This is a genomic window from Ensifer adhaerens, from assembly GCF_013283195.1.
Lineage (GTDB): Bacteria > Pseudomonadota > Alphaproteobacteria > Rhizobiales > Rhizobiaceae > Ensifer > Ensifer adhaerens_G.
Map to the genome: position 1 here is coordinate 454,450 of NZ_JABEKT010000002.1, position 12,632 is coordinate 467,081.

General features: G+C 61.4%; 8 protein-coding genes. 6 read left to right on the forward strand and 2 right to left on the reverse strand.

Going from position 1 to position 12,632, the window contains the following annotated elements:
• Positions 1-96 precede the first annotated feature (96 nt).
• The 6 genes from melA (LPJGGPFB_RS18640) to melA (LPJGGPFB_RS18665) all read left to right on the forward strand — a co-directional run bounded on the left by melA (LPJGGPFB_RS18640) (position 97) and on the right by melA (LPJGGPFB_RS18665) (position 9,074).
• Complete coding sequence (melA, locus tag LPJGGPFB_RS18640) at positions 97-1,569, forward strand: alpha-glucosidase/alpha-galactosidase (protein WP_173421435.1); 1,473 nt, start codon at positions 97-99, stop codon at positions 1,567-1,569.
• Positions 1,570-1,716: 147 nt separating this feature from the next.
• On the forward strand, positions 1,717-3,795 hold the full coding sequence (locus LPJGGPFB_RS18645; RefSeq protein ID WP_234902932.1) for an ABC transporter substrate-binding protein: 2,079 nt from the start codon (positions 1,717-1,719) through the stop codon (positions 3,793-3,795).
• A 78-nt stretch (positions 3,796-3,873) separates the two neighbouring features.
• Positions 3,874-4,887, forward strand: coding sequence for an ABC transporter permease (locus LPJGGPFB_RS18650; protein ID WP_173421437.1), 1,014 nt, complete (start codon positions 3,874-3,876; stop codon positions 4,885-4,887).
• Positions 4,884-6,005 carry an ABC transporter permease gene (locus LPJGGPFB_RS18655; protein WP_173421438.1) on the forward strand — a complete coding sequence of 374 codons (1,122 nt, stop codon included), beginning with the start codon at positions 4,884-4,886 and terminating at the stop codon, positions 6,003-6,005. Before LPJGGPFB_RS18650 ends, LPJGGPFB_RS18655 begins: the two co-directional genes overlap by 4 nt.
• Positions 6,006-6,015: 10 nt before the next feature.
• Positions 6,016-7,686 (forward strand): ABC transporter ATP-binding protein, encoded by a 1,671-nt coding sequence (locus tag LPJGGPFB_RS18660; RefSeq protein ID WP_173421439.1) that lies wholly within the window; start codon positions 6,016-6,018, stop codon positions 7,684-7,686.
• Positions 7,687-7,703: 17 nt separating this feature from the next.
• Positions 7,704-9,074: an alpha-glucosidase/alpha-galactosidase gene (gene melA / locus LPJGGPFB_RS18665; RefSeq protein ID WP_173421440.1), complete on the forward strand. Its 1,371-nt coding sequence runs from the start codon at positions 7,704-7,706 to the stop codon at positions 9,072-9,074.
• A gap of 213 nt (positions 9,075-9,287) precedes the next feature.
• On the opposite strand, the gene LPJGGPFB_RS18670 is transcribed toward melA (LPJGGPFB_RS18665), so the two are convergent.
• Both LPJGGPFB_RS18670 and LPJGGPFB_RS18675 read right to left on the reverse strand, forming a co-directional pair.
• Entirely contained in the window at positions 9,288-10,376 is a 1,089-nt protein-coding gene (locus tag LPJGGPFB_RS18670; protein ID WP_173421441.1) for an ABC transporter ATP-binding protein, read from the reverse strand.
• 9 nt (positions 10,377-10,385) lie between these two features.
• Positions 10,386-12,632 carry a glycoside hydrolase family 2 protein gene (locus LPJGGPFB_RS18675; protein ID WP_173421442.1) on the reverse strand — a complete coding sequence of 749 codons (2,247 nt, stop codon included), beginning with the start codon at positions 12,630-12,632 and terminating at the stop codon, positions 10,386-10,388.

Sequence of the window (12,632 nt, forward strand, 5' to 3'; positions counted from 1 at the left end):
GATCGGCAGGGAAAGCACGCTTAGGTGTAACCTTCCGGTTGAACCAATTTTACCCAATCTCTCACATCCAGCCGAACGAGCAGCGACGAGGACAGCATGGGTAACTTCAAGATTGCCATCATCGGCGCCGGCAGCGTCGGATTCACCAAGAAGCTCTTCACCGATATTCTCTGCGTGCCGGAGTTCCATGATGTCGAGTTCGCGCTGACCGACGTCAGCGCAAACAATCTCGAGATGATCAAGTCGATTCTCGACAGGATCGTCGAGGCCAACAAACTGCCGACCAAGGTCACCGCCTCGACCGACCGCCGCGAGGCGATCGAAGGTGCACGCTATATCATCAGCTGTGTGCGGGTCGGTGGGCTCAGCGCCTATGCGGACGACATCCAGATCCCGCTGAAATACGGTGTCGACCAGTGCGTCGGCGATACGATCTGCGCCGGCGGTATTCTCTATGGCCAGCGCAACATCCCGGTCATCCTGGATTTCTGCAAGGATATCCGCGAACTGGCCGAGCCGGGTGCAAAATTCCTCAACTATGCCAACCCGATGGCGATGAACACCTGGGCGGCGATCGAGTACGGCAAGGTCGATGCGATCGGGCTTTGCCATGGGGTTCAGCACGGCGGTGAGCAGATCGCCGAAATCCTCGGCGCCAAGGACGGCGAACTCGACTTCATCTGCTCGGGCATCAACCATCAGACGTGGTTCGTCGATGTGAGGCTGCGCGGCCGCAAGATCGGCAAGGACGAGCTGGTTGCCGCCTTCGAGGCGCACCCGGTCTTTTCCAAACAGGAAAAGCTGCGCATCGACGTGCTCAAGCGCTTCGGCGTCTATTCCACCGAAAGCAACGGCCACCTGTCGGAATACCTGCCCTGGTATCGCAAGCGGCCTGACGAAGTGACGCGCTGGATCGACATGTCGGACTGGATCCATGGTGAGACCGGCGGCTATCTGCGCCACTCGACCGAGACACGTAACTGGTTCGAGACCGAGTTCTCGCAGTTCCTTGAAGCCGCCGCCAGGCCGATCGATCCTGCTCGCCGTTCCAACGAGCATGCGAGCCATATCCTCGAGGCTCTGGAGACCGGGCGCGTCTATCGCGGCCACTTCAATGTGAAGAACAACGGCGTGATCACCAACCTGCCGTCGGACGCGATCATCGAATCGCCCGGCTTCGTCGATCGCTTCGGCATCAACATGGTCGCGGGCATCACGCTCCCCGAGGCTTGTGCTGCCACCTGCATTTCATCGATCAACGTCCAGCGCATGTCTGTCCACGCAGCGATCTCCGGCGATATCGATCTGTTGAAGCTTGCGGTTCTGCACGACCCCCTGGTCGGCGCCGTCTGCACGCCGGAAGAAGTCTGGCAAATGGTCGACGAAATGGTCGTCGCTCAGGCGCAATGGCTTCCCCAGTACGCCGACGCCGTGCCGGCGGCCCGCGAGCGCCTGAGCAAGGCAACGGTCAGGACCCGCGAATGGAAGGGCGCTGCCCGCCGCGAAATCCGATCGATCGAGGAACTGCGCGCCGAGAAGGAAGCGACGACATTGCGTGCGGCTGGCTGACAGGCCGAGGCGAGGGGACGCGGCAGCTTGGGAGAGCCGCCCCCTCGGATCAGACGCGCGTCTGCGAATGAAGGAAAATGCGTGAGGAGCAAGCCGTGCCGTTTCGGTCCGGCGTGAAGCATGAGGGAGAGAGAAACGATGAACGCAATGCGCCATTTTAGACTGCGAGCCGCCCTGATGGTCGGCGTATCGACCTTTGCCGTGCAAGCCTGGGCTTCCGAGCCGACCGTGGTGCCCGAACAGCCGCCATTTCCCGCACAGGGCAAGATCACCTATGTGCCCCGCGATTCCATCCTCGAATACAAGGCTTTGCCGGAGTATCGGGAGCCCGATTGGGTGACCGAGAAATTCGTGAAAACCGGCAAGCTGCCGTCGGTTGCCGAACGGCTGCCGAAGGAGCCCCTCGTCTTCAAGACGGGCAACATGCCCGACGGCCTCGGCGTCTATGGCGACACGATGCGCCACGTCGTCGGTGGGCGTCCGGAAGGGTGGAACTACTCGGCCGGACAGACGCAGGGCTGGGGCGGCATCGACATCGAAATGTTCGAGTGCCTGACCCGGACGGCGCCGCTTTACCAGGTCGAGGCAAAGGACATGGAGCCGCTGCCGAACCTCGCCAAAAGCTGGGAGTGGTCACAGGACGGCCACAAGCTGACCATGCACCTGATCGAAGGGGCCAAATGGTCGGATGGCGTTCCGTTTTCGTCTGATGACGTGATGTTCTACTGGGAGGACAATGTCGTCGATCCGAACGTCTCGCCGCTCAACGGTGCAACGCCGGAAACGTTTGGAGAAGGCACGACGCTGAAGGCCATCGACGCCAACACGGTCGAATGGACCTTCAAGGAGGCGTTCCCGCGCCAGCATCTCTATTCGATGGCTTATGGCACCTTCTGCCCGGGCCCGGCGCATATCCTGAAGACGAAGCACCCGAAATACAACAAGGACATGACCTACGATCAGTACAAGAACGGCTTTCCGCCGGAGTATCTGAACATCCCGGTCATGGGCGCATGGGTGCCGGTCGAATATCGCTCGGACGACATCATCGTGCTGCGCCGAAATCCGTACTACTGGAAGGTCGACGAGGCCGGCAACCAGCTGCCTTACCTCAATGAGATGCATTATAAGCTGTCGACCTGGGCCGACCGCGACGTGCAGGCAATCGCCGGCTCCGGCGACTTCTCCAATCTCGAGCAGCCGGAGAATTTCGTCGAATCCCTGAAGCGCGCCGCATCGGAAACGGCACCCGCGCGCCTTGCCTTCGGTGCTCGCCTGATCGGCTATAACCTGCACATGAACTTTTCCGGCAATGGCTGGGGCGATCCGGATGAACGCGCCAAGGCCGTACGCGAGCTCAATCGCAACGCGGACTTCCGCAAGGCCGTGACGATGGCGATCGATCGCAAGAAGCTCGGCGAGTCGCTCGTCAAGGGCCCGTTCACCGCGATCTATCCCGGCGGACTGTCGTCCGGCACCAGCTTTTATGATCGTCAGTCGACGGTCTATTATCCTTTCGATCTCGAAGGCGCCAAGGCGCTGCTTGAAAAGGCGGGCTTGAAGGACACGGATGGCAACGGCTTCGTCAACTATCCCGCCGACACGCTGGGCGGCAAGGATGTCGAGATCGTGCTTCTCGTTACCTCCGAGTACAACACCGACAAGAATCTCGCCGAAGGCGTGGTCGGGCAGATGGAAAAACTCGGGCTGCGCATCGTCCTCAACGCGCTGGACGGCAAGCAGCGCGACGCCACCAACTATGCCGGACGCTTCGACTGGATGGTGCATCGCAACGGCGCCGAATTGTCGTCCGTCGTACAGAACACGCCTCAGCTGGCTGCCACCGGTCCACGTACAAGTTGGCATCACCGCGTGCCGGAGAGCGGCGAACTTGATCTGATGCCGTTCGAACAGGAACTCGTCGACATCGTCAACAAGTTCATCGCCAGCAACGACAACGACGAGCGGGCTGATCTGATGAAGCAGTACCAGAAGGTCTCGACGAGCAATGTCGATACGGTCGGTCTGACGGAGTATCCGGGCGCGCTGGTCATCAACAAGCGCTTCTCCAACATTCCAAGCGGTGCGCCGATCTTCATGTTCAACTGGGCGGAGGACACGATCATCCGGGAGAGGGTGTTCGTGGCCGCCGACAAGCAGGGGGACTACGAGTTGTTCCCCGAGCAGCTGCCGGGCAAGCCGGGTGAAGGCGGCCCGATCAACTGACCCTTCGCGGCATTCGCTCCGGCCGCAGTCGATCGTGGCCGGAGCGATCCTTCAACAACACAAGAGAACCTAACAGCCATGTTCCGATTTCTGCTTGTGCGCATCGCATCCGCCATACCCGTGCTCTTCGTGCTGAGCGTCGTCACGTTCGCGATCATTCAGGCCCCTCCGGGCGACTACAGCGACTATATTCGCTCGCAGCTGATCAACCAGGGTGGCGCCTCCTTCGAGGAAGCGGATGCCCAGGCCCAGGCCTACAAGGTCGCCAACGGCCTCGATAAGCCGATGGCGGTTCAGTACGTCAACTGGATCACCGGCATTCTGACCCGCGGCGACTTCGGCCATAGCCTGTTCTACAACAAGCCGGTGGCGGACGTGGTCGGCGAACGGCTGCCGCGCACTCTGGCGCTGGCGCTGGTTTGCCACATCCTCGCATCGATCATCGGCATCACCTTCGGCATCCTTGCCGCCACGCGGCAATATTCCTGGATCGACAGCCTGCTGTCAGGCATTTCCTTCCTGGGCATGACGGTGCCGCGCTTCCTGATGGCGCTGATCATCGTCTATATCATGGTCTTCCATTTCAACGTGACCGAGATCAACAGCTTCCATTCCGCCCGCTATGGCGGCGCGCCCTGGTCCTGGGATAAATTCGTCGATCTCCTGAAGCATGTCTGGCCGGTGATCGCGATCGCCACTTTCGGCGGCCTCGCCTACAACATGCGCGTGATGCGGGGCAATCTGCTCGACACGCTGAACGCCCAATATGTCGAGACCGCTCGTGCCAAGGGGCTTTCGGAGGGGGCGGTCATCATGCGCCATGCCGTGCCGAATGCGCTGCACCCGCTGGTCATGTATCAGGGCGTGGTTCTGCCCTATATGCTGACCGGCGAAATCGAGACGGCGATCATCTTTGCCCTGCCAACCGTCGGGCCGGCCATCGTCGGCTCCATGTGGGTCGGCGACGTCTATGTCACCGCCACCTTCATGCTGGTGCTGTCGGCGACGCTCATCATCGGCAACATCATCGCGGACATGCTGCTGGCGATGCTCGATCCGCGGGTGCGGCTTGGCGGAGGTGCACACGCATGAAGGCCAACATTCAAGACATCATCGCCGTGCCGGCACCGGCTGCTCACCACGGCAACGAGACCTATCTGGCGCTCGTCTGGCGCCGCCTCAAGCGGTCCTGGACCGGCATGGCCGGCCTCATCCTCGTCTGCCTGCTGATGCTCATGACGATCTTTGCGGAGTTCTTCTCGCCCGTCGATCCGAAGCTGACCGGCGTCGCCTTTGCGCCGCCGCAAGTAATCAGCATCACCGACCAGGACGGCAACTTCGTCTGGCCGCGCACCTACCAGGTGGGCGAGGGCACCGAGCTCGACCCGATCACCTTCCAGCCGATCGTCGGCCCTGACTATGCCAATCCCAAGGACCTCGGGTTCTTCGTCAAGGGGTTCAGCTACCGGCTTCTTGGCGTCCTGCCGACGGACCGGCATTTCTTCGGCGCCGTCGATGGAACGCCGGTCAATTTCCTCGGCACAGACAAGTTCGGCCGGGATGTGCTGTCGCGCATCTTCCATGGCTCGCGCGTATCCCTGATGATCGCATTGACGGTGGTGTTCATCGTCACGGTCGTTGGAACTACGATCGGCATGGTGTCGGGCTACTTCGGCGGCCGCTTCGACATCTGGATGCAGCGCTTCGTCGAGCTGGTGCTGGCCTTTCCGCAACTGCCGCTCTATCTGGCGCTGACGTCGCTGATCCCGGTGACGGCGCCGACCAACGTCTTCCTCGCCTTCGTCATCTTCGTCATGTCGGCGCTCGGCTGGGCACAGATGTCGCGCGAGGTGCGCGGCAAGACGCTGGCGCTCGCCAGGATAGACTACGTGCGGGCAGCCATGGCGATCGGCGCCACCGATCGTCGCATCATCTTCCAGCACATCTTTCCCAACGTCATGAGCCACGTCATCGTCGCGGTGACGCTGGCGATCCCCAACGTGGTGCTGCTGGAATCGTTCCTCGGCTTCCTCGGGTTTGCGGTCAAGCCGCCTTTGATGTCCTGGGGACTGATGCTGCAGGATACCGCCACCTATTCCGTCATCGGATCCTATCCCTGGATCCTGTCGCCCGTCGCCTTCGTGCTGATCACCGTCTTTGCGTTCAATGCGCTTGGCGATGGCCTGCGCGACGCCGTCGATCCCTATTGAGGAGGCGCCCATGGCACCCGTTGACCTAAACCTGCTTGCGCCCGAACAGCGGCACGATCATGCTGCAGCCATCGGCTCTCCGATCATCGACGCGCGCCATGTGGCGGTGAAATTCAAGGTCGAGGGCGGTCTCGTCGATGCCGTCAAGGACGTCTCCTTCCAGCTCTACCGCGGCGAGACGATCGCCGCGGTCGGGGAATCCGGATCCGGAAAATCGGTGACCGCCCGCACGGTCATGGGATTGCTCACCAAGCGCGCAAGCGTGTCGGAGCGGTCCAGCATCGCGTATGACGGCCGGAACGTGCTGAAGTTCTCCGATCGCCAGCGCCGGGCGCTACGCGGAAACCGCATCTCGATGATCTTCCAGGAGCCGATGAGCTCGCTCAATCCGGTCTACACCATCGGCGCCCAGATCATCGAGGCCATCCGGGTGCATCAGAAGCTGAGCCGCAAGCAGGCAACCGTGCGCACGCTGGAATTGTTGCGCCAGGTCCAGATTCCTGACCCGGAAGCGCGTCTCAACCAGTATCCGCACCAGCTGTCCGGCGGCCAGCGGCAGCGCATCATGATCGCCATGGCACTCGCCAACAACCCGGACGTGCTGATTGCCGACGAGCCGACGACGGCGCTCGACGTCACCGTGCAGGCCCAGATCCTCAACCTCATCCGCGACCTGCAGAAAACGCTCGGCATGGCCGTTATCCTGATCACCCATGATCTGACCGTCGTCAGGCAGTTTTCGGACTATGTCTACGTCATGCAGAACGGCGAGGTGAAGGAGCACAACACCACGGCAGCGCTGTTTGAAAACCCGCAGCACCCCTATACTCGCCACCTGCTCAACTCCGAGCCGAGAGGCAATGCTAACCCGATGCCGCCGGGCTCGGCCGCCATCCTCGAAGGTCGCTCGGTGCGCGTTTCCTTCATGCTGCGGGCGGGCGGCTTCTTCAAGCCGCAACTCAAGGAGCTGGTCGCGGTCGACAGCCTCAGCCTGAAGCTTCATCGTCACGAGACATTGGGTCTGGTCGGCGAATCCGGCTCGGGCAAGACGACATTCGGCCAGGCTCTGGTCAAGCTTCTGCGGGCCGAAGGCGGCGAGATCCTGTTTGACGGCGAGCCGATCCAGAACAAGACCCGCGACGAGATGCGGCCGCTGCGCTCGCGCATGCAGATCGTCTTTCAGGACCCGTTCTCATCGCTCAATCCGCGCATGTCGGTCGGCCAGATCATCGAGGAAGGGCTAGTCGTCAACCGGCTCGGCGCCACGCGCAACGAGCGGCTGGAGCGGGTAAGGGAAGCGCTGAACAGCGCCGGCCTTCCCACCAACATCCTGTCGCGTTTCCCGCACGAGTTTTCAGGCGGCCAGCGGCAGCGTATCGCGATCGCCCGGGCGATCGCATTGGAGCCGGAGTTCATACTGCTCGACGAGCCGACGTCGGCGCTCGATCTCTCGGTTCAGGCACAGATTATCGAACTGCTGCGCAAGCTGCAGGACGAGAAGGGACTGAGCTACCTCTTCATCTCCCACGATCTCAAGGTCGTGCGCGCACTTTGCCACCGGGTGGTGGTGATGCAGCACGGCAAGATCGTCGAAGAGGGGCCGGTCGAAGACGTACTTTCCCATCCCAAGACCGCCTACACGGAACGGCTCGTCAGAGCCGCGTTCGAAGTGGCTGCCTAGCACAAAAGAGGCATTTCATGACGAGACAACCCAAAATCACCTTCATCGGCGCCGGCTCGACCGTGTTCATGAAAAACATCATCGGCGACGTTCTGCAGCGACCGGCGCTGGCGGATGCGAGGATCGCGCTGATGGACATCAATCCGCAACGGCTGGAGGAGAGCGAAGTCGTCGTTCGCAAGCTGATTTCAACGCTCGGCACCAAAGCCACCATCGAGCTGCACGCCAACCAGCGCAAGGCACTCGACGGTGCAGATTTCGTCGTCGTTGCGTTCCAGATCGGCGGTTACGAACCGTGCACGGTGACGGATTTCGAAGTGCCGAAGAAATACGGCCTGCGCCAGACGATCGCCGACACGCTCGGCGTCGGTGGCATCATGCGCGGCCTGCGCACCGTGCCGCACCTCTGGAGCATCTGCGCCGACATGACAGAGGTCTGCCCGGACGCGATCCTGCTGCAATACGTCAACCCGATGGCAATCAACACCTGGGCGATCGCCGAGAAGTATCCGCACATCAAGCAGGTCGGTCTTTGCCACTCCGTGCAGGGCACGGCGATGGAACTCGCCGAGGATCTGAACATTCCCTATGAGGAGATCCGCTACCGCTCGGCCGGCATCAACCACATGGCGTTCTTTCTGAAGTTCGAGCATCGCCAGGCGGACGGGTCCTACCGCAACCTCTATCCCGATTTGCTGCGTGGCTACCGCGAAGGTCGCGCGCCCAAGCCCGGCTGGAACCCGCGCTGCCCGAACAAGGTGCGCTACGAGATGATGACCCGGCTCGGCTATTTCGTCACCGAAAGCTCGGAGCATTTCGCCGAGTACACGCCCTACTTCATCAAGGAAGGCCGCGACGACCTGATCGAAAAATTCGGCATCCCGCTCGACGAATATCCGAAACGCTGCATCGAGCAGGTCGAGCGCTGGAAGGGGCAGGCGGCAGCCTATCGCTCCGCCGACAAGATCGAGGTCAAGCCGTCGAAGGAATATGCTTCGTCGATCATGAACTCCGTGTGGACGGGCGAACCCTCTGTCATCTACGGCAACCTGCGCAACAATGGCTGCATCACCTCGCTGCCCGCCAATTGCGCCGCCGAAGTGCCCTGCCTTGTCGACGAAAACGGCATCCAGCCGACATTCATCGGCGATCTTCCGCCGCAGCTGACGGCGTTGATCCGCACCAATATCAACGTCCAGGAACTGACGGTCGCCGCCCTGATGACCGAAAACCGCGAACACCTTTATCACGCGGCGATGATGGATCCGCACACCGCTGCCGAACTCGATCTCGACCAGATCTGGGCGCTCACCGACGATCTGCTCGCCGCTCACGGCAACTGGATCCCGGAATGGGCGAGAAGTGCCAGAAAGGTTCACGCCGCGTAGCTCTTTCTCCCGGTCGCGCGGCCAGGAAACCCCGGAACCTCCCAGTTCCGGGGTTTCCCTTGGCTGTCAGGGCGTCAGGCGTGATTGAAGACAATCAGGGCGCGGTGGCGCAGGGCAAGCCGTGAGCAACGCCACAAAACCAAGGCAGCCGATGGCAGCCAAGCACCATCTGCTAAGGATCAGGCTTACACGCTTCGTGCTTTAGACCCGACGTCAGCGCAGTCGGTTGCCGTTCTTGTCGAAAAGGAAGGACCGGGACGCAGCGATTGCGACGGTCAGGGTCTCTCGGCTGACGATATCGCGAACATCGCCATGCTCAATAATGATGCGCTCTTCGTCGGAGACGTGGGCGTAGACATAGCTGGTATTGCCGAGATGCTCCGCGACATCGACTTTGACTTTGACGTCCGTATCGCCTTTCCCCTGTGCGAGAAAATGCTCCGGCCGGACGCCGAGCGTGACGACATCCCCGACCGCGATGGATGACGCGGCAATGGGAAGGGTCAGATGGACATCGGGCTGGCTTGTCAGCGCAACCGTTACATTTCCGGCAGCTATCGACGCCACGTTTGCTTTGAGAAAATTCATGCGCGGCGAGCCGATGAAGCCGGCAACGAAGGTGTTTGCCGGGTCGTCGTAAAGCGCAAGCGGCGCGCCCACCTGTTCGACCACGCCTGCCCGCAACACAACGATCTTGTCGGCAAGCGTCATCGCCTCCACCTGATCGTGCGTGACGTAGATGACGGTCGACTTCAACTCCTTGTGCAGCTTGGCGATCTCGACGCGCATATGGACGCGCAGTTCGGCGTCGAGGTTCGACAAGGGTTCGTCGAACAGGAAGACGAGGGGGTTGCGCACGATGGCGCGGCCGATCGCGACGCGCTGTCGCTGGCCGCCCGAGAGTGCCTTCGGCTTGCGATCCAGCAGCGGCTCAAGCTCGAGGATGCGCGCTGCATCGTTGACCCGGTTGTCGACGTCCGCCTTCGCCATGCCGGCGAATTTGAGTGCGAAACCCATGTTCTCGCGCACGGTCATGTGCGGATAGAGGGCATAGGACTGAAACACCATGGCGATGCCGCGCTTGGACGGATCGACATCGTTCATCACCGTGCCGCCGATCGAAAGTTCGCCGGAGGAGATGTCCTCCAGTCCGGCGATCATGCGCAACAGCGTCGACTTTCCACAGCCCGAAGGCCCGACGAAGACGACGAACTCCCCTGCCTCGATCGACAGATCGACGCCCTTGATGATTTCGAGCGCGCCGAAGCGCTTGCGAATGTCGGTGAGACGGACTTCGGCCATGGTGATTACTCAGTTGACGGTAAAGGTGATGGACTGGGTGTCGAAGCGGCGGCTCCTCACCGTCAACTCAAGCTTGCCCTTGGTCTCGCCGGCCTCGATCCAGAAGCCGGTCGCTCCGCCCTTCAGCGTGTGTTCGGACGGACCGATGATCCGGCCCTGACCTTCGAGTGACAGCATGACCGGCTCCTCGAAATAGGGCAACAGGTTGCCGCATTGGTCGAGGGCCCGCACCACGACGCGCACGGCATCTTTTTCGCCAGCGCGAAGCTCCGTGTCGTCGGCGATGACCTCGAGCGAGGCCGGGACGGGATCGGCCGGCAGCGTCAAGGTCTTGACGGGCTTTCCGTCGACGTAGCCGGTAAAGGTGCCCTCGCGCCAGACACGGCCCCAGGTGCCGAATTCTTCAGGCGTCACGCTGCGCAGGTCGAGCACGACGGGGGGGTGCGGCAGATGCGGGTAATTTTCCCTGTCCGGATAGATCGTCTTCGCCGGCCACTCGCCGAACTTCACTTCGACATAGTCGCAGTTCGTCAGCACGATCAGCGGCAGCACGCCGCCGATATTGCGCTCACCGCGCGCCCAGAAGGTGACCGGCTGAAGCACGACATTGTCCTTCGGATCCCCTTGCGAGGCGTAGGCATAGGCGGCCAGTTTCGGGATCCGGTACATGTCGAGCACGCCGTGATAGCAGATGCGGTCGCCGGCGCCGAAATCCTTGTGGGTGTTGTAGTCGTACATGCACCAACCGGTGGAGCCGGAGATATCCCGGTCGCCGGCAACGGCGTTGAGGATCAGGAGATGCCGGGTCACGTGCTCGGCCTGGCGCTGTTCCTGGTCGAAGCGCTTGGTCGGATACATGTGACCGTTGTATTCGGTGATCATGTAAGGGATCGGCCGGGTAATGCCCGTTGTCTCCACGCGATCGCGCAGCACCACGCGTCCACGATTGTTGCCGGGCAGCTCCTCATTGCCGAGGATGAAGTCGTTCATCGTGTAGACGTCTTCGAGCAGTTCCGAATTGGTGATGAAGCGCACGCCGCCGGTCTGGCGGGTAGGATCAAGCTCGCGGGCAAGACGGTTCGTCTCCGCGTAGAACGCGTGGTTGTCCTGGCTTTCGTTGATGCGAACGCCCCAGATGATGATCGAGGGATGGTTCCAGTCCCGCTCGATCATCCGGCGCACATTCTCGATCGATTCCTTCTGCCAGGCGTCACCGCCGATATGCTGCCAACCCGGAATTTCCTCGAAGACGAGCAAGCCGATCTCGTCGCAGCGCTCGATGAACCACTTCGACTGCGGATAGTGCGATGTGCGCACGATGTTGCAGGCGAGCTCATGTTTCAGGATGTCGGCATCCTTCTCCTGCGCGCGCCGTCCCATCGCATAGCCGGTGTGCGGAAAGGCCTGGTGACGGTTCAATCCGCGCAGTTTCAGCGGCCGGCCGTTCAGCAAGAAGCCTTCCGGTGTGAAGAGGGCGGTGCGGAAGCCGAAGCGTTGGGTCAGCACGTCTTCGCCGTGTTCGGTCTCGAGTTTGAGCGACAGGGCATAGAGCGCCGGATTGTCGATATCCCAAAGCTCGATGCCGGCGAGATCGGAGAACGTGAACATCGCCTCGTTGCCATCAACCGTAACCGAGGACGCAGCAACGTCGTCGCCACCCTTGCGGCGGATCTTTGCAGCCAGCGTGCCAGAGAAGGCGAGGTTTTCCGGATTGGCGAGGAAGACGCGGGCGGTGACGGATTTCTTCTCTGCGAGCGCGTCCGGCGTCTCGATCTTGACGTTGGCGATCGATACCGGGCTTGTCACTTTCAGCCAGACGTCGCGGTAGATGCCCGCATAGCAGAGATAGTCGATCTGGCCGCCGAAGGGTGGAATCTCTGGGTTCTCAGAGCCGTCGATCTTGACCGTGATCAGGTTTTCTCCGCGCACCAGATGCGGCGTCAGCCGTGCCTCGAAAGGCGTGTAGCCGTCCTTGTGCGCGATGATCTCCTTGCCGTTGAGATAGACGACGCTGTCGGCCATGGCGGCATCGAAGACCAGCGACACTTCGCGGCCTTCGAATTCGGTGCGCCAGTCGAAGCGCTTCTGATAGGTAAACGGCTTCTGGTAATCGGTCTCGTCGAAATAGTTGTAGGGCAGTTCGACGGCGCTGTGCGGCAACCGCACGGTTTCTCCCGTCTGGAGCGAATGCGCATGCGTCGGTTCGAAACCGTCGCGGAAGACCCAGTTGGCATTGAAGTTTTCGGTAATGCGCAT